This window comes from Allohahella sp. A8, assembly GCF_047946665.1.
In the GTDB taxonomy this organism is placed as follows: domain Bacteria; phylum Pseudomonadota; class Gammaproteobacteria; order Pseudomonadales; family Oleiphilaceae; genus Allohahella.
On the sequence record NZ_CP172312.1, the window covers coordinates 948,219 to 972,685 of the forward strand.

Consider the following 24,467-nt stretch of genomic DNA (forward strand, 5'->3'; position numbering starts at 1 on the left):
TCCTACTTGCCCAGATGTTTGATTCGAGCAAACATCTGGGATTAATTGTGATCTATTCGGGCAGTGTTTGCTGTAAATCGACATCAGTTCCAGAACCTGGCACGGTTGTGCTGCTCCTCAGGGCTGGCAGGATTATTCTTCAGAAGGAAAAGTAACCTTCGGCCTGCTGGCTAAGTCGCTAGGCCACTTCACCCGAGCCTCCCTCGACCGAAGGAGGCTCAGTGACTAGGAGCCTAAATTCCTAGACGTACCTGAGCCTCGATACGCTACAATCTTGGAATACAGAGCCTCAACAGGCTAAGGAACTGGGCTATTGTTTGTGGCCCCTACTGTGGATCTCACTTTAATTTTGAAGTTGTCAACGCCCAGGAACATTGCCCCACGTGCAGCCTTTTTGTGGTCCATCCATCCCATAAGGTACCCCTGGTCAATATAATTGCCTGACGAAGTGTAGCTCAATTGCTTATTACCAACCGGAGCATAGTCCCGTGGTAGTAGTTTAGGATGGCTAGTACCAGTAATAAGCTTCCCGTTCGAAAAAACCTCAACTCTGCCGAAATCGCCAGGTTCTTTCGCTAGTTCGATATAGACATGCACACGCTGCCATTCTCCTGAGTTGTTCTTATAGATTAATGCGTTGTCCGTCAAATGAGACATGCCCATATTGTTACCGTGGTTGATGCCGATGTTGAGAGCAGGAGTGGCCCCATTGGCAGCGTGTCCCGCCGGCCAGTTCGTATTGGCAATAAACACATTCGATTTCGTCCCGCCGTAGGTTCCGCTCCAGAAAACAAAACCTTTGTGGCCTCCCTCTGATGCGACATAGTTTTTAGGCAAGTACAAGTCATAACTCATCTCCAATTGCTCAACACGGAAGGGCAGTTTAAATTTCAACTCGCTCCACGCATCCTCCGGTGAATCACCTTTTCCGAGAGGTGCATATTTCAGCACCAATATTTTGCCATCACCGTCCGTAGCTGCAGCGGCAGAATCGGTTGGGTGGACTCCCGGCCATGCGCTTTCAAGATGTGTGAAGAAACCATTGCTTTTTACATCGCTAGAGCTGAAATTCTCTTCGTATGTCCAATCAGGCTCTAGAATTCGAGTTTCCTTGTAGCTGGCTACGTCAGTTATAACGGGCTTCGGGCCGACATAGGTATAGGGTTTGATATCCTTCGGATTCGAGCCTAAGCCGCCGCCTGAGCCTGGGTTGCCGCCGTTGCCTGCATCGGATGAGCCTGTTGAGATATCTACAGAGGTCAGAGTCGCGGAGTTACTGTTCGACCACTTCATGAACAAACCCGGTCTTACGTCAACAAGATCGGTTGGGGAAACTGTTGTTTCCACTACGACCGAACCGTTATAACGTCCTACCAGTTTGCCAGTCGCCGAGTCTAGCTCGAGCGTGGATGTGTCCTTCGCACCAATCGAAACAGCGACTGGACTGGCGAGAGAAATAGCTGAGTCATTTGCGTACTGAAAAAGTTCAACTTTGTTGCCGTTTCGCTGCAGGTAGTATCCGTTTCCATCGGCATCGAAGAGTCCCGGGCCATTCATGTCCCACCACAGGACACCGTTGCCGAACGAGGTGCTGGCGGTTAAGGTCTTCGAGTGAGAGGGCCGAGTCGACCTCACGTGAGTTTGCTTCTGAGTGCGCGGCTTTACGCCATCTGGACTTATCTTCATTCCCGCACCGAGTACAGTCTCCAATTCCGAGCTCATGAAGGGATTTGCCGCTGGTCCTGTCAGGGGGACTGTGACCGTCGATGAGGTGTCGGTCGACTCGTCTGCGCCTTCCTCTAGGCTAGACTCAAACGAAGATATTCTTGCAAGATTGCTATTACCCCATTTCATATAGAGCCCAGGACTTAAATCCGCGCCTGCGAACGTTGACGTCGTTTCCTGAAGGATCACAGACCCATTGTATATGCCTTTGAGTTTTCCTGAGCTCTTCTCGTAAGCGATCGTCGCAGTATCATCCGCTACACCATTAACTCCGATAGTTTTACCCAGTTGCGTAATCATTCCTCCCGCATATTCAAACATCTTTACTTCGCTGCCGTTACGTTGAAGGTAATAGCCGTTACCGTTGGCATCGAAGACGCCCGGTCCATTCATGTCCCACCACGAAACTCCAGTGCCAAAGACAGCAGTCGAGTCTATTTGGTCCTTGGAAGCACTACTCGCGAGGCGAACATGTGTTTGTGCAGTATCCATCGGCTTCAGGCCCCCGGAGTCGCGGGACATGCCGGTTCCGAGTACTACTTCTAGCGCAGTCGCTAGAAAATTCTCTTGAGTCGCACCCAGAAAAGAAATTTCTGCTTTGGTTGCAGGGGAGCTAACTGCGAGAGAAACGCTGGACGCAAGAGCAATAGCTAAGGCTAACCTTCGTCCCTGAAAGGCTGCTGATTTCATGAGATCTCCATATTAATAACGATTATAAAAGGGGTTTGGCGGCGGGTCTTTTCGAGAGCACTATGCCCGCCGGGCAGAATAGGAAAACGCTGACGCTGTTCTTATTCAGAGTCACAGGATGCACTACATGAGGATTGTCGTCTATGAGAATGTTAACTTCATGGAAAGGTAAAAACCCTTATGGTTCCATAGCTTGCAGTGTACTAGCATCGCTCAGCCTTCTATGACTATAGGGCTACATGTAACGGAATAAAATATGATCTGAGTTAAGGGCCGCACTGTTATGCGTTATGCTTCAGATCTTTCGGCCTGATAGAATTTTTCGATTAGGAACCCTGCCTCGGAAAGTCAGATGATTGTCTTAAGCAGCTTCGTCTTCGAATGCTCGAACTCGTCCCCTAGCTAATCGCATGCATTTTCTCAACGAGAATGTCGAAATCCTACCGGAGAGCACATGAAACAAATAGTTCTACAACGAAGAATATTGGCGATAGCAATTTGTATAGCGACCGGCGCTGCCTTGATAACTAATGCCCCTGTTGCAGAAGCAGAAATATCTTTTGAAGGTGCGACGCAGGAGCCGTTCATATCGACCAAACTTGAGGTGGTGCTGGGCTCCGGCATGTCTCGCGACGCAGCCGGTGTTAAGCCCATCGACGCCACTCAGACTCATGTTCGCTTCGCGAGTGATCCGTTGAGTGATCGGATCGACTCTAGCGTAGTCTTCGGAAGCGGACTCTTGTGGTGGGATATGAATGGGCCGGGCATCTTCGATGCCAACGGTAACGGCTATTATCTTCAACGTAACGGCAATCAAGTAAAGTTATTGCAGTACTCGGGTGGTTCGATCACTCAGATTGGCAGTACTGTAACCGTTACAGTATCAGGGGGTGATAGCGCGACAATCGTGTACGATAAGACCTCTGGAACGCTCCGAGGCGCTTACAACGGATCCACAGTCATTGAAGGAATTACGCCAACTTTTGCAGGCGCGAATTTAAGCCCAGGGATTTTCATGAAATGGGGTAACAACAATCTTGCAAGATTGTCCTCATTCGAGTCCACTCTTGAAAATGAGTCAGAAGATTCTACCGATGAGACGTCCTCGGTGACTTTGAACTTAACTGGGCCCTCCGCAGATCCCTTTATAAGTTCCGAACTAGAGACGGTGCTGGGTGCGGGGATGAAGATAAGTCCGGACGGCGTGAAGCCGCGCACTCAAAATCAAACTCACGTGAGGTCGACTCGGCCCTCTCACTCGAAGACCTTAACCGCCAGCACTTCGTTCGGCAACGGCGTCCTGTGGTGGGACATGAATGGCCCGGGGCTCTTCGATGCCGATGGAAATGGATACTACCTGCAGCGAAACGGCAACAAAGTTGAACTTTTTCAGTACGCCAATGGCTCAGCTGTTTCTCTTGCCAGCCCGGTTGCTGTCTCGGTTGGTGCCCAAGATAAGTGCACGCTTGAGCTAGACTCGGCGACCGGCAAGCTGCTTGGACGTTACAACGGCTCGGTAATAGTTGAAAAAGCAGTGTCGCAGACTGATTTTGTTGACCTTAGACCAGGTCTGTTCATGAAGTGGTCGAACAGTAACGACGCGACTTTGACCTCCGTGACGCTCTCCGCTGGGGCGGCGGATCCCGGGGACGGAAGCAATCCTGGTTCCGGACCGAATCCTAATGACACCAAGCCTTACACTTTCGTGGGACCGAAACCTGTTATCACGGACGTCAGCAAGTATCAGGAAACCCGCATACTCGATCCAGAATGGACTTACGAAGAGAATTTCAGTTCTGGAGCAATTACGGAGAAAGGCTTCTTTAACCACCGTGAAAAAGCCTGGCAAGGCGTTCATCCTACTGACTCAGCAGCCGTGCCGACGGATGGTGATAACGCAATTATGGTGCTGAATTATAGGCAACTCGGCGAGGGTTCCGATACGCCTGAGGATGGATGGAGTCAACTAGGATTCAACCTTCCATTTAATGTGCAACAGTTGGAGATGAGTTACGACTTGTACCTGCCCAATAATTACGTGGCAAGTAAGTTCAATCATAAGGGGTTTGTGTTTTATAGCGGATCGTACGGTGGGGTGAATGCGAATATCCATATTGGGCAGGAAAACTGGGGCAATGGAACTGCTGGTTTTCCGCATGATGGAGCCACCCCCTCGTTGAACTTGGGAACCGATGGATGGAATATGGGGCATTCCTTTTTGAGTGACAAAGCGAAAATTTATTCGAACAACGCTGGTCAGTGGCAGCGCATACATGTCTATATAGAGCTTGCAAAAGAGCCGGGAGATTATGGGCGAGTAGAGGTGTTTTCGAATGGCAAACTCGTCACAGGAACCAGTCATCCTAATCTGGTGCCAAGGGATAACACGCCTCAGGGTAATAAACAGCTAAGGTACTCCTCTTCAGGAAACTACCTTGACAAAGGATATATTCTTGGCTGGATGAATCATGCGATCGAAGAGCGCGAGACGATGTATCTTGGTGTAGATAACTTCAAAATCAAGGTCAGGAGTACCGTGGGAGCAACGAACAACAGCCCAGCTCCTTAACAAAACAGAGCCTCCGCGTTCTCACAGGCGGAGGCTCGATTTCGACTAGTCTCGAACCAGATCACACGAACTATGGAAATGGATGCCGACACTGAGCAGCCCGGAAATGTGTTTCAGGGCCATTCAGCTGCTCGAGCTGCTGAAGACTTCGCAGAACACATGCAGCTAGGCATGGGTCGCTCTGCATTGTCATCCAGTGGTGAAGGCTTATCGTACCGTAACACGGTCAATCCCAGGACATGCAAACGATTGGTTTCGATTTGCCGGGGCAGGGGTGGATAACTTGTTTTCCGCCTTTTCCCACCTGCGGAGAAGCCGTTTAGGTGACGGGTAGGTCGAGTATCCAGTAGAATTATTGGTTCATTAATCCGGAAGACCATGCCTCATTAACCATTAGGGCTGCTACGAAACCCACAAATCAAAACGACAGAAGGACCTCCAATGTGTTCGCTCCCAGCCTTACTTAGGCCGCTTACATTATTTTCAATGACGGCGTTCAGCACTGCAGCTTTAGCCGGCACAATTCCAACTGCTGATTACAGTCTTTCTTTCCAAGGAAACTCTGCAGGAAACTTTTCAAACGAAGTTGATCCTGATGTTGTAGCCGCTTTTTTAAACGTTAATCCGAGTTCGGAGAAGTTCGAAGGCAGCTATAGGTTCAACAATCAAAATTCTCCTGGCACGCGTGATGTGGTAAACGCTGGCGATATTTTCGTCAGTGAGTATGAGCGTGGCTTCACAACCTCCGACGACCTCTGGATGGGCTTCTCCAGCAGCTCCTTCAACTTCCCAACAGTCGGCGCGGCTGAACCGATCTACGCAGATAATAGTTATCTGTTTTCGATACGTTATCAGGATCCAAGTCTTCCTAACCCCGACGAGCGTTTCGTTAACTTAAGACTGGAAACGCTTGTAGCCGATATGGTAACCGACGCGTGTGATGAGAACTATTCCGGGACGTTTTGTTACAGCACAAGTCTGTCTGGGGTAGAAATGCCACAAAACGGAGCGAATGGTGAAGTAAAGGGGGGCTCTTTTGATCCTGACCTTTACAGTAATGAATTCGTGTATCAGACCTTTGATTTCGGCAGTGCACCAGGTGAGACCGGTCCACTCCCGCAGACAGTGAGATACTCCATCTTTAACTCCGACAGCAGTCGCGGCCCAACTGGCTTTTTCACCTACCTTACCAACTTCGACTTCTTGCTTGCAGAGAGCTCGGACTCGGTGACTTCAGTTCCAGAGCCCGGCACGGTGGTGCTGCTCGCATCAGGGCTGGCAGGATTATTTTATAGAAGAAAGAACAAGCGCCAGTCTGCTGACTAAATCGCAAGGCCGGGGATAGCTTCCCCGGTCTGCTAGGTTGGCTGTCGCTCTGTCTGAGCCTCCCTCGACCGAGGGCTGCTTGGTGCTGAAGAACCCAAATATCCTGGGCCTCTAAAATGCTAATTTCTTGTAACACCGAACCTCAACAGGTTAAGGAGCCGGACTATTGTTCATGGCTCCCTCTGTGGATCTAACTTTTATTTTAAAATTATCTACGCCAGGGTACATCGTTCCGCGCCCCGATTTTTGTGATCCGTCCGTGTCACTAAACATCTCTGCACGGATAGCGAAGGGTTCTGGTGAGGTGATCTCGGGAGACGATACGGTGGATCTGCGCGTTGCTTGCGATGGCGTTCAGCAGATGTTCATGACTGGTCCTAGAACTGGTGACCCCACAACAAAGTCGAAAGTTAGAGTTGTCCTCGTTCCGCCAGGCACCACTTATGTTCGGTTATACGGCCTACAGCACGATTCGATCAACATCATCAATTACAACATTGAGGTCGACTACGCCGTGCACATTGCTAAGGACGCATGCGCATAGTCTCGGGCTTATGCCTGCTGCTTACGACGCAAGCATAGTCCGGCCAAGCCAGCTGCAGGAAGCGGTGCGGCAGGGCCGACAGGCACGTCGGCGGCTGTGCTGTCGAAGAATGTGACAGATGTCCGTGCGGTAACCGCTCCGTCGGTCTCGTAGCAGATTCTAGGCATCTCCTCTACGCGACACTCATCGGCTGAAGCGTCGTGGTACCGGCTGCTCATAAAGAAGTCGTATGGAGTGTCGAGTTCAAAGCGTGACAGCGCTTGCGAGATATTTATTTCTGAAACGCCCTCTATGAATGCCGATATTCCGAAGAGCGCTCGCCAAAATGACTCGGCAGGATCGGTGTAAACCTCGTTGTAGAAATCGTCTCTCTCGCCACCCATTCCATATTGTCTGCCTGCCTCATCAAGCCCGGCATTCGGACCAATGAAATAGGTGCGCAAGGTATACGAGTTCGTACTCTCCTTCGTTGTAGCTACCTTCCATACGGAAGTCTTCGAGGCTAGTTCCACGAATATCGAACGAGGCAGTTGCTGGCAGTGTTATTACTGCCGCGTTGGCCGACATGGAGCTGGCGAGCAGTCCTGCAATTGAGAGCGCTTCAAAGTGGTTCATGATGTACCTGCTGTGATTTCTGATTATGTGTAGTCGGAGGGCAGTCGGACTAGTCTCGTTCGATTCTGTACGCGGCAAGACCTCTTTGCCTTGGCGTCTGCAATCGCAGGTCCTGCTACCCTCGCAATTCTTCAATCGCTAAGCTTTCCTCTTTCTCAACCACAAACCGGCCAAGCCAGCTGCCAGTAACGGCGCCGTTGGTCCAGTAGGCACGTCCATGTCCTGCCCGCCGTCAAAGAACGTGACAACCGTCTCTCCATTCAATCCGCTATCGATGATCTTACAACTGTACGGCGGCTCACCTTCATCAGCACAGTCCGTCAGGTCATATAGAAAGTCGCGTACGGCTACGGAGAAATAGTAATCCACGCCCAATTGTATGTGCTCCATGATGCCAAATGGGAAGTATCGCATCTCGCCATTGTCATCCGGCCCAATAGGGCGGCCAGTCAGGATCCGATGCAGTCCTAAATCGGGTTCCTCGGGGCCGGTGAACTGGAGCTGCAAGTGGTCCACGCTCTGCAATCCGGGGCCGCCAAACTGATAATCAAATTCGATAAACTCGTCGTACGTGTTCGGATTGTCTCTATCCAGATCGAGCACATAGTCGAGCCCGAAAAATTCGCTGTTTATATCCAGGCTGATTCGTTCGGGCATTTCCAAGATATAGGCCGCATTGACTGATGCGGAGGCGGCGAGAAGGCCAACCCCCAATAGCGCTTGAAGTTTCATGGTTTATTCCTGCTGTGAAGTTTTTTTGCTTATATGTAATACAGGGGCAGAGTAACCCTTTTGGATGACCGGGTTCTGTACGTAGATTGGGCAGGGTTCACATATTCTGGAATTCCGAATAACTGAAGTCTAGTCTCTCCCGGTATTGGCACCACTATGCTGGTGTCGCGGATGCAGGGCATCCCGCGGTGAAGCCCTGTTGCTGGTCCGGGCAACACCGGGAGAATGGTATAGATACTGATTAGTGGGGCTTATAGGCGATGCCTGATTATCATATAGGCTTTAGAGAGCAGGACGCCTGAGGTTGGCGTCTACCGTTACTAGCCCCAACCCAATCAGAACAAGTCGTGATCATTTGCCGTTGAAGGCGTACGTAAGCAGCTTCGACCGCTGAATTATCTGGCTATGAATAAGCAACGACAAGATAAAGGTAAGGACAATGAGCGTGGGCATAGCCACAGGGGCTGAAGCCGCGAGCTCAATCAAAACGATTGCCAACAGTATGACTATGAGGTGATGAACTAGATAAACGGAATAGGCTGCATCGGCGAGATAGCGGAAGAGGCGCGAAGGTCTATTGGTAAATGAGTAAAAAAGGTTAAAGCATAAGATTACTGAACACCAGACGAGCAGCATGTGCGCATATTCGTCTGCGATCAGCGCAATAGCCCCGCCTTCATCTGGTGTCATTAAGTTAGCTATCGCAGCGATGGGGAAGATCACGGCGAAAAGTCTGCTTCTGGTCTGTGAAAAACTTTTCATGATATCCGGCTGTGTCTGGAGCCAGAGTCCGACAAGAAAGAACTGAAAGTAATAGCAGAAGTTATATCCCTGGATAATGCCCGCTAGATCCCAGTAGAGGGGAAGGCCCAGTTTGCCCGCAGCTCGCAGACCAATAGTGTAGAGCGGCAAGAGCATCAGGATAATGAGGAGTAGGCGGTCTGAGTTAGTGCTTGTCGACCCTCTCTCTCTGCTCATTTTCGATTTCTGCAGCACCCACTGCAATCCGCACGCAAGAAGAAAGTAGATCAATAGATAATTGAGAAACCAGAGATGTGAGACCCAGGCACCTTCCAGAAGGAATTCTTCAAAGTTTATGTTCGCCCAGCCTGTTCTATTTAGAATGACTGTCTGGAAGACATTAAAGGTCAAACCAGTCGCGATGAGTGGAACCAGAATTCTCTGGATCCTTAGCTTCAAAAATCCGGTAATGCCATACCTGCCCATTGTAAGCATGCAGAAAAAACCAGAAACTACGAAGAAGGCTGGCATTCGGAAGAGGTGCACTGCTGCTATCAAATGCTCTGCAAAGATTGACGTCTGGTCGCTATACACCAACCAGCTTTTCTCAGGATTGAAGACCTGGGCCGAGTGCAGGACAACGCCCAGCATCATCAAAATTCCACGCATGGCATCAAGGTAAAATAGGCGATTGTTCAAACTAATGGGTCCTGGTTCTGAGCGCCTGCGGAGTCTTTATCAGAGTCAGTTTTGCTGCAATCAATGCTTGTTCCAAAACGGAATACGCCCAGAATATATGAAAAGGTGGGCGATAAGGCACGAGGGGCTCTTACTAGCCGTGGAATATAATCTGGCAGCAAACATACGCTTTTCGCTAAAAAGGAACAATCAGTGATCTGACCGATAAACGGATCGTTCATTTCCCTGACCTCGAAGGGGCGCTAGCTATAGGATCATATCTTGAAAGATTTTCTAATCTCTCGAAAAGTTTTGGCCATTGTTTCTCTTATATGCCTGGCTTTGCTGATCAGAGGTCTTTACTGGCTGTTCAACGACTGGAGCCCAGAGGCTCAGATTGCTCGCTATCGAGTCATAGACTTGTTAGGAGACCAGCCTTCTGCAAAAGGACTGGCACTAGGGAGTTCAACCATCCGCTGGATGCCCGAGGCATATTGTGGTCCCTGGCATAACAGAGGCATCGGGAATGCCACTACGTCGGAGATAGCTGATTACATCAAAGGTAGTCCCGCCCAGCACTGGGAAAAAATACTTCTCTACACCGGAGAAAACGACTTCGCTTTCGGTAGATCTCAGAAAACAGTGCGTCAGGATGTGATGGACCTTCTGAAGAAGGTTGATGAGCTCTATTCCCCAGAAGCTGTATACGTTCTAGCGATTAAACACACGCCTGCCAGACTAGCCTTTGCGGATGAATATGCGCAGTTCAATAGCTGGTTATCAGAGTACTCCAGAGCATTGCCTAATGTAGTGTTTTCAGAGCACCAGCTTTCGACTCATGCGGCTACGCTAGATCAGGAAGCATACCAGTCGGACCGACTTCACCTGTCTTCGACAGGATACAAGATGTTTCTAGCTCCCCTAAAAAGCGCCTGCGCCGACGATTGACCAGATGGGCCGAATAGTAGAGGCAACATAGGCTTAGGCGAGGTATCCTTGAACAGCTGTAATAATAATTACTCGGAGACATCGTATGACTCACGTTCGAAATTCCTGCTTCCTGAGGGGCACCGTGCTCGCCACCCTGCTTGGGTCTTCTCTAGTCGCCCAGGCTGGTTATATCTCGATGCCGGAAACAGCTTCCTTTGACATCAACGGTACCATTGAAAGCTTCAACCTGAACGCCGAATTGAACCTGGATGATGGAAACCCGGATACCAATCTCTATGAGTTTTTGAACGAAGGTTATTTGGTTAGGGATGACCCAGACTACTCAAGTGATTATGACATGGGATTCGTGGCTGCTATCACCGACATCAATGTGGCGTTCAAAACTATCCTGTTCGGACTGGGCTATGACGATCGCACTAACCCTCCCCAAACCGTTGGGATTATCGATCGACTGGCCTTGAACACGGTCTATGATTTCACATTTACATCATTGAACTTTCTCTACGATGCAACAATTGGGTGCACCGGGCCAAGCCTAGACCCTGCTTGTGTTGAGATAGGCCAGGAGAGCCATTCAGGGTCGACCAAAGTCACGTTCTACGATAGTAAGGCTGTTAACGCGACGCCTACCTTACCACTCCTCTTATCGGCCGCAGGTCTTCTGTTTCTCGGTCGAATAAAGTCTAAGCGCCAGAGGTAGACGAACCCAGAAAGTGATAAGGCCCGAATCAGTTCCCGGGCAGCTTTTCCCGTAGTGCTGCTCCAAGACCGCGGGCCTCTTCGCGGTCGGTTGAGGTGAGAATGACAAACCAGACCAAGATTCCGAAGGTCAGTAGTAGGCCGGCTTTGACACTGACGTTCACAGCGGACAAATTTGTGAAGAAGCTGAATATGTATAGGAGGCCTGCCGCGAGAAAAAACAACGGCAGCACCTCAAACCAATTCCCATTCACCCGAAACAACTTCTGCGCTGTTCCATAAACCAACACGAACTTCAGCAGATAACCAATAAAGGTTGAAATCACCGCACCTGCCAATCCGTAGGCCGGTATCAAAACCGCATACAGGCCCAAAATCACGATCGCACTAGCCACCTCGCAATACGCCAGGTACTTCGTCTTCTCCCGCAGGAAGATCCCGAAATTGAAGTACATCGTCCACGCATAAAACACGAAGCTGAACACGATGAATGGTGCGTAGTAGGCGGCATCCCAGAATTCGGGTGCGGCCATCAGCTGGATGACTTCAGGTATGAAGGCGCAGAAGCCGAGCGCTATGAACAGTACATAGGCATTGATCCGGCGGAACATATTAGCAAAGTGACTGTCTCTACCTTCGACGTCCTTGTACACCTCATAACGCCGCCCCTCCCAGAACTTGAAGAAGGGGTCCCAGGCCAGCGCGACAAACAGAAAGCCGAACTTATAGGCCAGTGAATAAATGCCAACGTCTTCGAGGCTGCCGTACTGTCTCAGGAAGAAGCGGTCACCGAAGGTAGTGACGAAGGACGCTGACGCCACGAAAATCATGGGAATACTGAAGACGAAAATCTTCCAGGCGACGGGCGGTCGAAAACTCACGCCAGTGTTTCGAAGCAGGTAGATCGTCAGTATGATACCCACGAGCAGATTGGCCAGGAAGGCGGAATAGATAACCCCCGCGACGCCTAACTCTTTATATACGACAAAGTACAGACTGAACCCGATCTGGAGTGATAATTTTATCACGCTGACGATTAGATAGGCGTGGGCCTTGTTCTGCAGTCGCATGTAGATGATCGGGATCGTGGTAAGCGCTTCGAAAATCAGCACGGCAGCAAACAGCATGAACAATGACTGGAAGTCAGGCTGATCGCTCACGAAATCCGATAGCCATGGCGAGCCTACGATAAGGACGAAAAAGCCGAGTGTGTTGATGGCAACGCCCAGAAAAAACGCCGTACTCATGACCTCGCGCTTCTCCTGCGCACTATCCGCCATCGAGTAGTACTGAAATATCGCCTCACCAATCCGGTTGCAGACCAGGATCCCCGTAAAATCCAGCGCCATCGTCATCAGCTCAACCGTGCCGTAGTCGCTCGGCGTCAGGTAGCGGGTGTAGATGGGCAGCATGATCAGGCTGCTGATATGCCTGAGAATGTTCGCTATGGTGTATAGCGAGGTTTGCGATACGGCGCTGGCCATGAAGTCCTCTTGGCGCGATTATTCGGGTCGTGTAAGCGTCGGGATTGTGTCCCGCTTATTTACTGGGCGGCTATCATAAGGCTTACGGGCTGCTTTTGGCAGTTTACTTTTCCATTGAACAGATAAGCGGCCCAATCAAAACGCCTGACGACGAAATGGTGAATGGCCAGGGCGATCGAAAATGCGCTAGCGCTGGTCACCAGGAGCAGGATGAGGGGATTGGTGCTCACATGCAGTAGCACAGCTGCAATCAGAACGACCAGGAAATGATGAAACAGGTAAACGGTATACGAAGCTTCTGATAGGTAGCGCAAGGTCTTGCCACCGCCATTGGCATACCTGCGAAACAGGCCGAGGCAGAGTGCCACGGCAGCCCATACCCACAGCATGCGCGTGTACTCGGCGATGGCCACGCGCAAGTGGGTCTCACCGCCACCCCAGAGGGCATAAGCGCCCACGCCGACGGCTATTGTCAGAACGAGCTTCCAGAGATCGATGCGTACCATTGCGTCCATCACACCCGGATGACTATAGAGCCAGTATCCCACGATGAAGAACTGAATGTAGTAGAGGAACTGGTAGGTATCGATAACCCCGCCGATATCGTAGGTAAGCGAAACGACTGTGCTGTCGATGCCCTGAAGCACCAGGGTGAAACACGGCAAAGCCAGCAGCATCCCATAGGCCATGGCCTTCGGACTTGGAATGGCGAAGGCGGTGATCCGCTTGACCAGCCACAGTGGCGTCAAGGCATAAAACAGGGCGGCCAGTATGAAATAGAAGAACAGGTACACCAGGAACCAGAGATGGGAATCCCACTGTCCCTCAAGAAAATAGCTGCGCAGAGAGAAGGCCTTGCTGTTGAGCTCATCCAGAAAGATGCGCTGCAGAAGGTTCAACGTGAGTGCAGTGGTGATCGTTGGAATGACAATGCGCTTCAGGCGCACGGAGAGGAATTTTTCAGTGCCGTACTTGTGCAGGGTCATGAGGCAAAAGAAACCCGAGACAACAAAGAAGGCTGGCATCCGGAAGTAATGGATGATCTCCACCATGAAGTAGGCTGCGATCGAGCCGCCTGATCCGGAGACGAGCCAGGTGTGGCCGCTGCTGGCAACATAGCCAGCATGGAGCAGCACGCCGCCCATCATCAGAATGCCCCGCAGGGCGTCTAGATAGTAGATCCGCTCTGTCAAGCAAGTACGTCTTCGATAGCTTTCACGGTCTCGTCGTTGACGTCTTCGTGACAGGGTAGGGTGAAGAGTCGATCAGCGAAGCTGCGGGCATTGGAAAAGTCAGCCTTGCGGACCTCGTCCGACAAGGGCACATCAGCCATGTCCGGGAGTGCCTTGCCATACATTGCGCTTGTACCGATACCTGCCTTGTGAAAACGTTTGAGCAGATCATCACGATGAGCTTTACTTTCAGCCAGTACAGGAAATCTGAGCATGCGCCTGGCCTCGTACAGCTCATCCTGGCTGGAACCTATGAGTGAAAGCTTATAATTGAAGGAGACGATTCGAAGAAGCCGCTCGATGAGTGCTCGCAACTCAAAGTTGTTTTCGAGTCTGTAGGCATTGGCCGGCAGCCAGGACAACCTGGCCTGGTCGAGCGGTACAATCGGTAGCGGTGGCTTATAGCTGGTGGCACCAATATTGAGCCCTGGCACCTTCAATAGCTGGGCATAGACCGCGGGCGTAATGACCAGATTGTAGGCCGCTATCTTGGCCTCTATTTTCAGTCGCTCAAGCGTCGAGACCGCCCGCGGATTGTATTGGCTGAAGTCGCAAAGATGACGATACTGCCGATTGATCAGCAGCATACCTCCACCAAGCAGGCTTACTGGCTTACCTTTGCCGAAGCTCGCTACTACAGTGTCGCCAAAGAACGACTGTTCCTCTGAAGAGAACGGAAAGGCCTGTGCCCGATCCTCGATGATGTGTCTTGCGCCGCGAGTTCTGAGCGCCTGCCACTGCGCCTTGTCGAGTTCTGGCGATTTGCCGAGAAAGTTCGCAGCAATCACCGCCACGGTTTTCGGGCTTATTGCCTCGGCAATCTGCTTGAAACCCGGAAAGGGTGACCTGGGATCGCAGCTATCTACCAGCACCGGTTTGACCTTGGCGCCAACACAGGCCGTGATGAGATCGGGGCACCCGTAGGCCGGCACGATAACTTCAGCTTCGCTGGGGACCTTGAGCGATGTGTTGCTGTCGTCTTCTATCGCGCAGCGTACTGCAATCTGAATCGCCAGTTGCAGAGCTGCCGTGCCGGAGTTGACGTAGCAGGGCGCGTAGTCGGCGTACACAGTCGATGAAGTCGCAGTATGACGACTGCCGCGCTCGGTGATAATTGGGTGCCCAACCGGTCTGACGTACTTGCTCATGCCTTTGTGCTTACCTTTTCGATGGTTGCCACGTGGTCATGCGGGTACCTTTGATGAATTGTACGGCCGCATCCGCAAGTGCAAGATTGACCTGACAGAAGAAGTACAGGATTTTCAGGCCTCCCTCACGCAGTTCCGGCTTGTTGTGGGCTGCGAGCGCGGCACCGTAGAATGCTATCTGTAATACGAACGTGAGCATGTAAAACGGCTTGTTCAGCAGGAACAGATTCGCCACGAAGGTCATCAACATGAACCAGGGAACAGCCCAGCGCATGAGCTTATGGCTGAAGACCTGGAAAGAAAATAGGCCAAATTTCCCGGGGTTGAGTACTTCGGGATGTCGGGCGAGGGCGGTCATGCCACGAATCGCCGTTCTGAGCTTGCGCTTGTACTCCTTGGTCTCATCCTTGATGTTCGGATAGTAACCCAGTACATCAGGGCAGCTGATGGCCTTGAGACCTGAGCGGGCCGAATTGAGCGCCGTATTGAAGTCGCTGGGGGACTGAATATCCCATTGGTCACAGATGCTGCGTCTGGCAGCAAAGAAGGAACCGCTAAGACCAACCAGGCCGGCCACGCGCGACTCGAGACTGCGCAGCCACATTTCATATTTGACGTAGGCCCCTTCGCCAGCAACCTCACCGCTACTGGATATAAAGCGGTCTTCGCTGGAAATTGCACCGACCTCTCCATCGGCAAAGTAGGGCAGCAGCTTCTGCAGGGAGTCCGCTGGCAGCTCAGTGGCCACGTCGCTGAACACGATGATTTCACCGAGCGAGGCCTTGATCGCACAGAGTTGCGCATATTCCTTGCCGAGATGTTGGTCAGCTCGCACCAGTCGCACGCCCTGACTGGCATAACTTTCAACGATGGCATCGGTGCCATCGGTAGAGAAATCGGACGCCACGATCAGTTCGAAATCGACGCCAGTCTTGTCCAGTGCGAGTGAATTTTCGATCTTCTGGGCGATCTTGCTCTCTTCGTTGTGCGCAGTAATGACCATGCTTACGGAGGGAAGCGCACCCGTGGCGTGTGTCAAGGCAGATCGCGTCGCCTGTGAGCCGCCAGGCTGGCTTGCACGGGCACCCAGCATCATGAGTATTGGAGGGTAAAGAAAATAGCTGTAGAGGGTGCCGAGAACGCCCAGCCAGAACAGTAGTAGCATTGGAGAATTCCTTGATCTGAAGGCGTCGAAGTATAGCAGAACAGGGACGGAAAAAAGCCGCAACATCGCTGCAGCGGCTTTATTTTCAGCGGCTTCCATGCCGCGTGATCGCAATTCAGCCTAGACTAGGGCTGATAGGTTTCATCCAGGGTCTGACCTTCATTGGTAGGCTCGATACCCATTGAATCCTGTCTGTTCTCCTGACCGGAAGCAGTAGCCTCTGGCTTGATGATGCTGTACTCCTGCTGACTGATCTGACCATCGCGGTCGACGTCGATCACATCAAAGTTGCGCTGTACGATCTGTGCGTTGTCGCCAGCATCCTGTACGTCGCTTTCTTCGATGAAGCCATCACCGTTCTTGTCCAGCTTGTTGAATTCTGGCAGGTCGGCTGATGCTGATTGACCGCTGTTAGAGGCGGCTGGCGACTGTGTAGTACCCATGTTGCCGCTGTCAGTGGTCTGTCCGGTAGTATTCTGGGTAGCGCCGGTCTGCTGTGAAGTTTCGGCAGCTACGGGACCAGAGATGCCCAGTGCGAACACTGCGGCAGAAAGAATCGATGCACTTGTGACCTTGTTCATAATTATACTCTCCATGATATCGGTGCACGTTTTCGAACCGTGCTGGTATTCAACTAGAGTGAATGTCCAGGTAGTGGATTGCAGAAATCGGGCCAGGTCTGTGCTGTGATGCAAAATAAATCAGGCGCTGGCGCTCAAGCCCTTGTTTAGTCTGTGCTCCCCGCAACATATACGTATTCAGAACGGGTGGGTACAGCGAGCAACGATCGTGTAGTCACGCTATACTTCAGCCCTGACCTACCATTAGCTCTGTAATATTTGCATCTCCAGGACCCCTGCATGCCGAATGAGTCTAACGACCAGCGCAAAGTCATTCTCGTTGCGCTCCATACACCTGTGAACACCGGCTATGCTATCGAGCCACTGGAACGGCTCTTTTTCGAAACAGCACTTGAGCTCACCGCCGAGCCGCGGGATGTGCTGCTGAGCTACGCCGATCTCAGCAGTGGCCGCCCGCATTGGCTGGATGATTATCCTAACGAGCGCTTTCCAGATCTCGATACAGATCAGATACGTGTGCTTGAAGCGCCTTACCGTGACGAGAGCGAAGCCTTTCACGAACGTTTCGCCGGTCAGCTCCGCGAGGCTGGTGTCAACTGCGTGATCGGCTTCGATCTGCAGGTCAACCTGCCGGTCATCCGAGCGATGCGCAAAGGTGGCGCCAAACGGATTGCCACGTATTGGGGCGCACCGATGAGTTCGCTCAACAGTGGCCTGAAGCTGTTACTGAAGCGCGTAGAAGTCGCGTTGCGACGCTACCAGCCGGATCATTATCTGTTCGAGTCCTACGGCATGCAGGACACGGCCGTGCGCGGGCGGGGTATTCCGAAGAAACGCACCGGTATTGTCAGGCTCGGGGTCGATCCAGACCGATATACCACGCGCACGACCGAGGGCTACCTCGAAAACGAATTCAATATACCTGATGAACGCAAGACCTTCTTCTACGCTGGCCATATGGAAGCGCGTAAAGGTGTCCACGTTATCGTTCAGGCACTGGCTCATGTCGTGAATGAGCTTGGTCGAAAGGATATTCATGTACTCATCTGCGGTAATAAGGGCAATGAAGCTGAAACCTTCGACAAGTACTACAAAGGCACCAGGGCAGTGGAATATCTCACCTTTGGTGGCTATCGTTCAGATATCGCGACTATCTTGCCGAACTGCTACGCCAGCATCATCGCCTCGACCGGATGGGACTCCTTTCCACGCTCCTCACTCGAAATGGCAGTGAGTGGACTTCCTCTGCTCGTATCGAACCTCCCGGGGCTGAACGAGACGGTCGACCCCGGCGAGACTGGCTTTCTGTTTGAAACAGGCAATTATAAGGCGCTAGCCGAACGTATGGTGCAACTGGCAGATGATCCTGCGCTGAGACAGCGCATGAGCAGGGCCGCTGTGGCCAGGGTGCACGCAAGTTATACGGTTTCACACCAGCGCGAGAACTTCAGAATCGCTATGCAAAGGATTTTTCAATGGTAGATGTTTCCGTCATCATCCCGGTTTACAACCGTCAAGAGACCCTGTTGGAGGCGCTGGACAGTCTGTTCTGGCAGCGCTCCTTCGAGGCATCGACCGAGGTCCGGCGAAGCGATGTGGCCAACGAGCCCAACAATGTGGCTGAAGAGCGGCGAGTCATCGACGTTGAGGCCATTATCGTCGACGATGGTTCTGCGGAGCCGGCAGTGCTGCCGGAACCCTTCTGCCGAATGGATAATGTCAGGCTCATCCGCAAGACCAACGGCGGTGCATCGTCGGCGCGCAATGCTGGCATGGCGGCAGCTCGGGGTCGCTTCATAGCTTTTCTGGATTCTGACGACCTGTTTGCTGCTGACAAACTGCATCGCGTGGTGGCGGTGCTGGATAAAAATCCCTCCGCCGGCTTCCTGTTCAGCGACTTGAGTCGCTTCGAACGCATGGGTCCGGTCCAGCAGGATGAGCCAGGCAAGCTCAAGCCGCGGCTGAAGTATATGGAGAAAACCAACTCGGATTTCTATCCTTCCGTGCGCAAGCTCTGCGATGAGCTGACGGCCGTGGACGAACAGACCTACCTTATTCCAGGGCGGATGCTGTTTCATACCTTGGCTGCTGGATATCCGGTTTTCCCTAGCACGCTGGTCGTGCGCCGTACGATTACCACTGCCATCAAACCCTGGCTCGAAGGTAGACGGCTTTCAGAGGATCTCGACTATGTGCTCAGGCTCTGTCGAGTGACCCACGGCCTCTATGTCGATGCGCCGCTGTCATATCTGGGGAGAGGGGAGGACAACGTTTCGGGTGACGCGCTAAAGAGTGCTGAGGCCGACATCGAAGTGCTCGAATTGATGGATGCCTCGCGGCGGAACAGTGAGCAGGTCAATGTGGACAGACGACGTTCACAGATCCTGCCCGGCGCCCTGCAGTTCCGGTACATGCGGCTTGGCTATAGTTACCACGCCGCGGGCCGTTTTCACGAAGCCGCCCGCGCCTACGCCAAGGCCTTCCAATATGGCCTGCGAAGCGAAGACGATGGCGCCGGAAAGCGAAACCTGAAGATCCTGGCCAACGCGGCTCGTAGTGAGCTACGTTCCTGGCTGGACTGAGACATGGGTTGATTTGTCTCCGCATGAGTCCGCCTCGTAGGCGGATGGCTTTTGCTAGAAGGCGGGCTTGTGCAGGGCCAGGGCGAACATCAGCACCAGTTGTCCAAGGGCTGCAGCTGCGGCGAGAATGCGCGTCTTGCGGGAAAACTTAGGCTTGAGGGCGACGAGTCCAGCAGCGATATAGCCTATGAGCAATAACACTTTCAGCGTCAACCAATGATGAACGAAGGGCATCCACGGCGTGACGATAACGAGGCCAATGGCGGCGACCAGCAGTACGGTGTCGTTGATGTGGGGCAGGAAGCGTAGCGGGGTCTCACGCCACCCTGGTTTGCCGGCGGCATCCAGGCCGATTCTGGTCATGAACAGGAGCGCCGTGAGCGCTGCGGCGAGCATGTGTATCATCTTGAGACCGGCATACCATTCCATAGTTCACTCTCTTGTGTGATGTGTTGAATATCGCTTCAGCGGATAGTCTGGAGCTCGCTATTCTGTGGTCCATACTGTCAGGAGTGCAAGTGCGTCATCCATATCGTATTCTGCTGCGCATCGAGGCCCCCTGAGTGCATTATGGTTGGCCTGATCACCTATTCTTCGCTGATATTCGGAGCGCTTGTATCCAAGCGTCTGGCGCTGCTGAATCCGGAGGGCGCCAAGGTGCTGTCGCAGCCCATGAATGTGCTTTCCAGACCAGCGCGTGGGTAATATCATGACCTTGCGGAAGGATCTGTATTACGTCGATCTGAAAGACAGCTTCAAGGAAAACCGACGCAAGATCGCCAGTAGCCCACATTCGCGCATCCCTGTATGCAAGGGCGGTATCGACAACATCGTTGGTGTCGTTTATGCCAAGGATGTGCTCAACAAGGTAATGTCGGCTGAGGAGCCTGATCTTGCCGCGCTAGTGAAGACCCCCTGTTCATTCCACGTTACGCCACAGCGCTGCAGCTGCTCAAACAGTTCAAACAGTCGAAGAGCCATATTGCCATCGTGGTAGATGAACACGGGCAAACTAGCGGTCTGGCGTCGCTTAACGACGTTCTCGAAGCCATCGTGGGAGATCTTCCGGCAGACGACGAAGAATACGACCCCGACTTCGTCGAACGCGAGAACGGAACCTGGCTGGTAAGTGGGCGGGTGGATATCAGCGCCTTTAAAGACCACTTCGATATCCGCAAGCTGCCGGAGGAAGAGTATGGTAACTATCATACGCTCGGCGGGCTCGTGTTGAATGTGCTGGGGCATCTGCCACGAGAAGCGGATGTCATGAGCATAGGGGACCTGGCGATCGAAGTGGTCGACATGGACGGCAATCGAGCGGACAAGCTGCTGATTTCGAACAAACAGGCGACTGCGTCTGTTTCTGCTGCAGATAAAAGCGATGCGATGGCTTCGCCGAGCATTGACGAGGAAAAAGCGTAACGTTCTGATCCTGATCCTGACTGCGCTTCTACAGCAGTCCGGGCCGATTCAAGCGAAGATTTCTTCGACCGACTCCGCATCGAGTAGCCGATCGGCCCAGGTTTCGAGTTGCTTTTCAGAAGCATTATCGATTTGTTGAACCAAGGCCTGTGATAGATCTCCAAAACGTCGAGTAAGAAGACGTTTCAGGACCCGGGCCTCGCCTCGCTCCAGTCCTTTTTCCAACCCCTCCCTGAAGCCAGCTTCTCTGTGAAGGTGGCTCCATTCTTTTGCTCTTTCACTTAGCATGGCATGCATCTCCGATAGGTTCTGAATAGCGCTCAAGCCTTCACCCAATCCTTGCACCTGACTAAAGCGTTGTGCGAATAAAGCAGCAAAAGCAGCTCGATCTCAGAAACGAACTCGCCAAACGATGTCATCAGCCCGTTCACGCAGGTCATCAGTGATATAGCTGTTGTTGAGCTTTTCGAGTGTATCGAAGTCGAGGTCGCTTACCCATTCACCGGGCACGAAGTCTCTTAGAAGATCGCGAACCATGTCGGGGTTCGAGAACAAACGCTTGTAAATATGATCATGAGAGCCCATGCAATCCTTGCCCTGAGCAGATATGACTGGCGAAAATGGTGTCCAAGGCAGGATTCGAACCTGCGACCTACCGCTTAGGAGGCGGTCGCTCTATCCAGCTGAGCTACGAGGACATCTGGAAATGAAGAACGGCAGTATATTCGGATGCTCGGGCTATGTCAGCCCCGAATTTCAGTTCCTTGCAAAACCATATCAGATCGCCGATATCATCAAGATCTTGCGCGCCACTACGTGATAGGCAGGTCGCAATCCACGTGATATGAGTCGAAATGACTCAACCTGGCTTCGGTTATAACGCAAGTTTGAGCGGCCAAAGAAAATCATCAACTTGCGCGCTTGCGTCAAATTTCTGCTACCGAAAGTCAAGTAGGGTCACTGTGGTGGTGAGTATCATTCCCTCCGTGCTTCACACACAGGGATACAGCTCATGTCGCAAGTGATTGCTTCCGCATCAAGAATTTCAGGTTTACCGCTCACCGCATGTAAAGCGGGGATACCATCATGAGACGAGTCGTCGTGACGGGTATCGGCATTGTTTCGAGCCTTGGTTCCAATCAGACAGAAGTACACCACTCTCTGGCCGAATGTCGATCAGGCATCGGCGCCAACGCCGGCCATATCGAAAATGGCTTACGCAGCCATATTTCGGGGCAGATCGATATCGATTTTGCCGCCCATGTCGATCGCAAGCTACTGCGCTTCATGGGGGACGCCTCAGTCTACAGTTATATCGCTATGAAAGAGGCGATTGCTCAGGCGGGACTTACGCCTGCTGAAGTCTCCAACGAGCGCACTGGATTGATCATGGGCGCCGGCGGGGCCTCTACTGAAAACGTTATGGATGCGATTGACATCCTGCGCGACAAGGGCATCCGCAAGGTTGGTCCATATCGTGTGACCAGAACCATGAATAGTTCAGTCAATGCCAACCTGGCCACCCCATTTGCGATACGGGGCGTCAACTACTCAATCACCAGTGCCTGTGCAACCAGTGCGCATTGTATAGGTGCAGCTGCGCAGCAGATTCAGTTCGGCCTGCAGGACGTCATGTTTGCCGGCGGCGCGGAAGATTGTCACTGGACACTGTCGTGTCTGTTCGACGCCATGGGCGCACTGTCTACCGGCTATAACGACAGGCCAAAAGAGGCTTCGCGACCTTACGATGCCGACCGCGATGGCTTCGTGATCTCTGGGGGCGCTGGCGTGCTCGTACTGGAGTCGCTGGAGCGGGCGCAGGCACGTGGTGCCACCATACTCGCCGAGCTGACTGGCTTTGGCGCGACGTCCGATGGCGACGACATGGTCGTGCCTTCAGGTGAGGGCGCCGCACGCTGTATGCTCGAGGCCGTGCGTCAGGCTGATGCCATTCATAAGCGCCCAGTCGACTACATCAATGCCCACGGTACCAGTACGAAAGTCGGCGACATCGCCGAACTCAAAGCCATTCGCGCAGCCTTTGCCGGAGAGGGCGACGACGCGTCCATGGCGAAGATACCTGCCATCAGCTCAACCAAGGCTATTTCAGGGCACGGCCTCGGCGCTGCCGGGGTGCAGGAAGCCATTTACGGCCTGCTTATGATGCGTAACCGTTTCCTCGTCCGATGCGACAACCTGCACACTGTAGATGATGCCGTTGCAGAGTTCCCGATTCTCAGGGAGATGCAATATGACATCGACGTCAATCGCATACTGTCCAACAGCTTTGGTTTCGGCGGAACCAATGCCTGTCTCGTGTTCGATAACTGGTCTGGTGTTCATAGGGAAAAAGCTGCCATGGAGGGCCTATCATGATCGTGCGACCGAAGATCAGGAACTTTATCTGTACAACCGCGCATCCGGTCGGCTGTCACCGTCAGGTGGCCGAGCAAATCCAGCAGGCCAAAGCGGCGCTGCCAATGGAAAAGGCGGTTCACAACGTGTTGATCATTGGATGTTCGACAGGCTACGGGCTCGCCAGCCGAATTGCTGCCTCGATCAGCTCTGATGCCGCTACGCTGGGCGTTATGTTCGAGAAGCCGGCGACTGAAGTACGTTGTGGCAGTGCTGGCTGGTATAACAACATGGCCGCTGAGGCCCTGCTGAAATCCGAGCGTCCCGATCAGCAGATTCACACCGTCAATGCCGATGCCTTCAGTCAGGAAACCAAGGATCAGGTCATTGAGCTGGCCACTGAAAAGTATGGCAAGTTCGATCTCGTCATCTACAGCCTGGCTGCGCCGCGACGCAAGGACCCTGTCACCGGCGAGATCTGGCAATCTGTGCTCAAGCCAATAGGCGAGCCCTTCGAAGGCATCACGCTCGATACCGATAATGAAGTCCTCAAGTCGGTCAGTATCGAACCCGCAACCGATGACGAGATCGAACACACGGTCAAGGTCATGGGCGGCGAGGACTGGGCGGACTGGATGAGTCAGTTGCACGCGGCCGAACTTCTGGCGGTGGGCTGTGAAACTGTCGCCTATCACTATGTCGGCAGGGAGTTGACCTGGCCTATCTATGGTCAGGCGACCATTGGTCGTGCCAAGGCGCATCTTGAAGAAACAGCGCATGAGATCAGCAGACAGCTCAAGGATATCGATGCCAAGGCTTTCATAGGCGTCCTCAAGGCTGTTGTCACGCAAAGTTCATCTGCCATCCCCATCATGCCGCTCTACATTGCCATTCTGTACGACGTTATGAAGGAGGAGGGCACACATGAGACAGCAATGGATCAGATACTGCGCTTCTTCAGTACCCAGTTGCTCAGTAGCGGGCGACGCGTGGAAGACGGTGTGCGCCTGCGGGTAGACGACTATGAAATGGCTGATTCGGTACAGGCTGAGGTCGCAAGGCGATGGGCGGCAGTCACAGACGACAGCTTGCCGGAACTGGCCGATTTGAGGGGTTATCGTGAGGATTTTCTGAAGCTTTTTGGTTTTTGCTGCACTGATGTGGACTATGATCAGGACATCGACCTGCTAATGGGTCAGGCACAAACCAGGGTGGCCTTGTAGGCCGC

General features: G+C 52.6%; 23 protein-coding genes and 1 tRNA gene. 10 read left to right on the forward strand and 14 right to left on the reverse strand.

All coding sequences use genetic code 11. The features are described 5' to 3' along the window. Positions 1 to 297: 297 nt before the first annotated feature. Positions 298 to 2,415, reverse strand: a complete 2,118-nt coding sequence (locus tag ACH3PB_RS04670; RefSeq protein WP_416398277.1) for a hypothetical protein — start codon at positions 2,413 to 2,415, stop codon at positions 298 to 300. Positions 2,416 to 2,869: 454 nt separating this feature from the next. Here ACH3PB_RS04670 and ACH3PB_RS04675 point away from each other — a divergent pair, with 454 nt between their 5' ends. Both ACH3PB_RS04675 and ACH3PB_RS04680 read left to right on the forward strand, forming a co-directional pair. After that, positions 2,870 to 4,984, forward strand: coding sequence for a hypothetical protein (locus ACH3PB_RS04675; RefSeq protein ID WP_416398278.1), 2,115 nt, complete (start codon positions 2,870 to 2,872; stop codon positions 4,982 to 4,984). Positions 4,985 to 5,470: 486 nt separating this feature from the next. Beyond that, the gene (locus ACH3PB_RS04680; protein WP_416398279.1) at positions 5,471 to 6,310 is read left to right on the forward strand and encodes a PEP-CTERM sorting domain-containing protein; all 840 of its coding nucleotides are present in this window, start codon (positions 5,471 to 5,473) and stop codon (positions 6,308 to 6,310) included. A 552-nt stretch (positions 6,311 to 6,862) separates the two neighbouring features. Here ACH3PB_RS04680 and ACH3PB_RS04685 read toward each other — a convergent pair. The 4 genes from ACH3PB_RS04685 to ACH3PB_RS04700 all read right to left on the reverse strand — a co-directional run bounded on the left by ACH3PB_RS04685 (position 6,863) and on the right by ACH3PB_RS04700 (position 9,641). Beyond that, positions 6,863 to 7,237: a hypothetical protein gene (locus tag ACH3PB_RS04685; protein ID WP_416398280.1), complete on the reverse strand. Its 375-nt coding sequence runs from the start codon at positions 7,235 to 7,237 to the stop codon at positions 6,863 to 6,865. Positions 7,238 to 7,259: 22 nt separating this feature from the next. Next, the gene (locus ACH3PB_RS04690) at positions 7,260 to 7,469 is read right to left on the reverse strand and encodes a hypothetical protein (protein ID WP_416398281.1); all 210 of its coding nucleotides are present in this window, start codon (positions 7,467 to 7,469) and stop codon (positions 7,260 to 7,262) included. Between the two features lie 138 nt (positions 7,470 to 7,607). Then, positions 7,608 to 8,201, reverse strand: a complete 594-nt coding sequence (locus tag ACH3PB_RS04695; RefSeq protein ID WP_416398282.1) for a hypothetical protein — start codon at positions 8,199 to 8,201, stop codon at positions 7,608 to 7,610. A 351-nt stretch (positions 8,202 to 8,552) separates the two neighbouring features. Continuing rightward, a complete protein-coding gene (locus ACH3PB_RS04700) occupies positions 8,553 to 9,641 on the reverse strand; it encodes an acyltransferase family protein (RefSeq protein ID WP_416398283.1) in 1,089 nt (362 codons plus the stop codon). A 261-nt stretch (positions 9,642 to 9,902) separates the two neighbouring features. Between ACH3PB_RS04700 and ACH3PB_RS04705 the strand changes: the two genes are divergently transcribed. Next, positions 9,903 to 10,568, forward strand: a complete 666-nt coding sequence (locus tag ACH3PB_RS04705) for a GDSL-type esterase/lipase family protein (protein WP_416398284.1) — start codon at positions 9,903 to 9,905, stop codon at positions 10,566 to 10,568. Positions 10,569 to 10,653: 85 nt separating this feature from the next. After that, entirely contained in the window at positions 10,654 to 11,271 is a 618-nt protein-coding gene (locus tag ACH3PB_RS04710; RefSeq protein ID WP_416398285.1) for a hypothetical protein, read from the forward strand. A gap of 28 nt (positions 11,272 to 11,299) precedes the next feature. On the opposite strand, the gene ACH3PB_RS04715 is transcribed toward ACH3PB_RS04710, so the two are convergent. The 5 genes from ACH3PB_RS04715 to ACH3PB_RS04735 form a co-directional block, all read right to left on the reverse strand. Beyond that, the gene (locus ACH3PB_RS04715) at positions 11,300 to 12,754 is read right to left on the reverse strand and encodes a lipopolysaccharide biosynthesis protein (protein ID WP_416398286.1); all 1,455 of its coding nucleotides are present in this window, start codon (positions 12,752 to 12,754) and stop codon (positions 11,300 to 11,302) included. A gap of 59 nt (positions 12,755 to 12,813) precedes the next feature. Continuing rightward, complete coding sequence (locus ACH3PB_RS04720) at positions 12,814 to 13,947, reverse strand: acyltransferase family protein (protein ID WP_416398287.1); 1,134 nt, start codon at positions 13,945 to 13,947, stop codon at positions 12,814 to 12,816. After that, on the reverse strand, positions 13,944 to 15,134 hold the full coding sequence (locus tag ACH3PB_RS04725) for a DegT/DnrJ/EryC1/StrS family aminotransferase (protein ID WP_416398288.1): 1,191 nt from the start codon (positions 15,132 to 15,134) through the stop codon (positions 13,944 to 13,946). Before ACH3PB_RS04725 ends, ACH3PB_RS04720 begins: the two co-directional genes overlap by 4 nt. 10 nt (positions 15,135 to 15,144) lie before the next feature. Then, positions 15,145 to 16,299, reverse strand: a complete 1,155-nt coding sequence (locus tag ACH3PB_RS04730; protein ID WP_416398289.1) for a glycosyltransferase — start codon at positions 16,297 to 16,299, stop codon at positions 15,145 to 15,147. A 125-nt stretch (positions 16,300 to 16,424) separates the two neighbouring features. Next, complete coding sequence (locus ACH3PB_RS04735; protein ID WP_416398290.1) at positions 16,425 to 16,880, reverse strand: EF-hand domain-containing protein; 456 nt, start codon at positions 16,878 to 16,880, stop codon at positions 16,425 to 16,427. A 279-nt stretch (positions 16,881 to 17,159) separates the two neighbouring features. Here ACH3PB_RS04735 and ACH3PB_RS04740 point away from each other — a divergent pair, with 279 nt between their 5' ends. Together ACH3PB_RS04740 and ACH3PB_RS04745 are read left to right on the forward strand one after the other, a co-directional pair. Next, positions 17,160 to 18,362 (forward strand): glycosyltransferase family 4 protein, encoded by a 1,203-nt coding sequence (locus tag ACH3PB_RS04740; protein ID WP_416398291.1) that lies wholly within the window; start codon positions 17,160 to 17,162, stop codon positions 18,360 to 18,362. Further along, positions 18,356 to 19,462: a glycosyltransferase family 2 protein gene (locus tag ACH3PB_RS04745; RefSeq protein ID WP_416398292.1), complete on the forward strand. Its 1,107-nt coding sequence runs from the start codon at positions 18,356 to 18,358 to the stop codon at positions 19,460 to 19,462. The genes ACH3PB_RS04740 and ACH3PB_RS04745 overlap by 7 nt, the downstream gene beginning before the upstream one ends. Positions 19,463 to 19,516: 54 nt before the next feature. Here ACH3PB_RS04745 and ACH3PB_RS04750 read toward each other — a convergent pair whose 3' ends face one another. Next, positions 19,517 to 19,891 carry a SirB2 family protein gene (locus ACH3PB_RS04750; protein ID WP_416398293.1) on the reverse strand — a complete coding sequence of 125 codons (375 nt, stop codon included), beginning with the start codon at positions 19,889 to 19,891 and terminating at the stop codon, positions 19,517 to 19,519. Between the two features lie 247 nt (positions 19,892 to 20,138). Here ACH3PB_RS04750 and ACH3PB_RS04755 point away from each other — a divergent pair, with 247 nt between their 5' ends. Continuing rightward, the gene (locus tag ACH3PB_RS04755) at positions 20,139 to 20,459 is read left to right on the forward strand and encodes a CBS domain-containing protein (protein ID WP_416398294.1); all 321 of its coding nucleotides are present in this window, start codon (positions 20,139 to 20,141) and stop codon (positions 20,457 to 20,459) included. Further along, the gene (locus tag ACH3PB_RS04760) at positions 20,411 to 20,884 is read left to right on the forward strand and encodes a transporter associated domain-containing protein (RefSeq protein ID WP_416399415.1); all 474 of its coding nucleotides are present in this window, start codon (positions 20,411 to 20,413) and stop codon (positions 20,882 to 20,884) included. Before ACH3PB_RS04755 ends, ACH3PB_RS04760 begins: the two co-directional genes overlap by 49 nt. A 48-nt stretch (positions 20,885 to 20,932) precedes the next feature. Here the strand turns inward: ACH3PB_RS04760 and ACH3PB_RS04765 are convergent, their stop codons facing one another. From ACH3PB_RS04765 to ACH3PB_RS04775, 3 genes are all read right to left on the reverse strand, one after another. Then, complete coding sequence (locus tag ACH3PB_RS04765; RefSeq protein WP_416398295.1) at positions 20,933 to 21,220, reverse strand: DUF4351 domain-containing protein; 288 nt, start codon at positions 21,218 to 21,220, stop codon at positions 20,933 to 20,935. A gap of 54 nt (positions 21,221 to 21,274) precedes the next feature. Beyond that, the gene (locus ACH3PB_RS04770; protein ID WP_416398296.1) at positions 21,275 to 21,469 is read right to left on the reverse strand and encodes an Rpn family recombination-promoting nuclease/putative transposase; all 195 of its coding nucleotides are present in this window, start codon (positions 21,467 to 21,469) and stop codon (positions 21,275 to 21,277) included. Positions 21,470 to 21,505: 36 nt separating this feature from the next. Continuing rightward, a tRNA-Arg gene (locus tag ACH3PB_RS04775) sits at positions 21,506 to 21,582 on the reverse strand. Between the two features lie 388 nt (positions 21,583 to 21,970). On the opposite strand from ACH3PB_RS04775, the gene ACH3PB_RS04780 reads away from it, so the two are divergent. Both ACH3PB_RS04780 and fabV read left to right on the forward strand, forming a co-directional pair. Then, positions 21,971 to 23,260: a beta-ketoacyl synthase N-terminal-like domain-containing protein gene (locus tag ACH3PB_RS04780; RefSeq protein ID WP_416398297.1), complete on the forward strand. Its 1,290-nt coding sequence runs from the start codon at positions 21,971 to 21,973 to the stop codon at positions 23,258 to 23,260. Further along, complete coding sequence (gene fabV / locus ACH3PB_RS04785; protein ID WP_416398298.1) at positions 23,257 to 24,462, forward strand: enoyl-ACP reductase FabV; 1,206 nt, start codon at positions 23,257 to 23,259, stop codon at positions 24,460 to 24,462. The genes ACH3PB_RS04780 and fabV overlap by 4 nt, the downstream gene beginning before the upstream one ends. The last annotated feature ends 5 nt before the right edge of the window (positions 24,463 to 24,467 follow it).

Excerpts from the sequence above, each read along its gene's own strand:
- ACH3PB_RS04670 (WP_416398277.1), bottom strand. The coding sequence starts at position 2,415 with ATGAAATCAGCAGCCTTTCAGGGACGAAGGTTAGCCTTAGCTATTGCT.
- ACH3PB_RS04675 (WP_416398278.1), top strand. The coding sequence starts at position 2,870 with ATGAAACAAATAGTTCTACAACGAAGAATATTGGCGATAGCAATTTGT.
- ACH3PB_RS04680 (WP_416398279.1), top strand. The coding sequence starts at position 5,471 with ATGACGGCGTTCAGCACTGCAGCTTTAGCCGGCACAATTCCAACTGCT.
- ACH3PB_RS04685 (WP_416398280.1), bottom strand. The coding sequence starts at position 7,237 with ATGGGTGGCGAGAGAGACGATTTCTACAACGAGGTTTACACCGATCCT.
- ACH3PB_RS04690 (WP_416398281.1), bottom strand. The coding sequence starts at position 7,469 with ATGAACCACTTTGAAGCGCTCTCAATTGCAGGACTGCTCGCCAGCTCC.
- ACH3PB_RS04695 (WP_416398282.1), bottom strand. The coding sequence starts at position 8,201 with ATGAAACTTCAAGCGCTATTGGGGGTTGGCCTTCTCGCCGCCTCCGCA.
- ACH3PB_RS04710 (WP_416398285.1), top strand. The coding sequence starts at position 10,654 with ATGACTCACGTTCGAAATTCCTGCTTCCTGAGGGGCACCGTGCTCGCC.
- ACH3PB_RS04715 (WP_416398286.1), bottom strand. The coding sequence starts at position 12,754 with ATGGCCAGCGCCGTATCGCAAACCTCGCTATACACCATAGCGAACATT.
- ACH3PB_RS04725 (WP_416398288.1), bottom strand. The coding sequence starts at position 15,134 with ATGAGCAAGTACGTCAGACCGGTTGGGCACCCAATTATCACCGAGCGC.
- ACH3PB_RS04730 (WP_416398289.1), bottom strand. The coding sequence starts at position 16,299 with ATGCTACTACTGTTCTGGCTGGGCGTTCTCGGCACCCTCTACAGCTAT.
- ACH3PB_RS04735 (WP_416398290.1), bottom strand. The coding sequence starts at position 16,880 with ATGAACAAGGTCACAAGTGCATCGATTCTTTCTGCCGCAGTGTTCGCA.
- ACH3PB_RS04740 (WP_416398291.1), top strand. The coding sequence starts at position 17,160 with ATGCCGAATGAGTCTAACGACCAGCGCAAAGTCATTCTCGTTGCGCTC.
- ACH3PB_RS04745 (WP_416398292.1), top strand. The coding sequence starts at position 18,356 with ATGGTAGATGTTTCCGTCATCATCCCGGTTTACAACCGTCAAGAGACC.
- ACH3PB_RS04750 (WP_416398293.1), bottom strand. The coding sequence starts at position 19,891 with ATGGAATGGTATGCCGGTCTCAAGATGATACACATGCTCGCCGCAGCG.
- ACH3PB_RS04755 (WP_416398294.1), top strand. The coding sequence starts at position 20,139 with ATGTGCTTTCCAGACCAGCGCGTGGGTAATATCATGACCTTGCGGAAG.
- ACH3PB_RS04770 (WP_416398296.1), bottom strand. The coding sequence starts at position 21,469 with ATGGGCTCTCATGATCATATTTACAAGCGTTTGTTCTCGAACCCCGAC.
- ACH3PB_RS04780 (WP_416398297.1), top strand. The coding sequence starts at position 21,971 with ATGAGACGAGTCGTCGTGACGGGTATCGGCATTGTTTCGAGCCTTGGT.
- fabV (WP_416398298.1), top strand. The coding sequence starts at position 23,257 with ATGATCGTGCGACCGAAGATCAGGAACTTTATCTGTACAACCGCGCAT.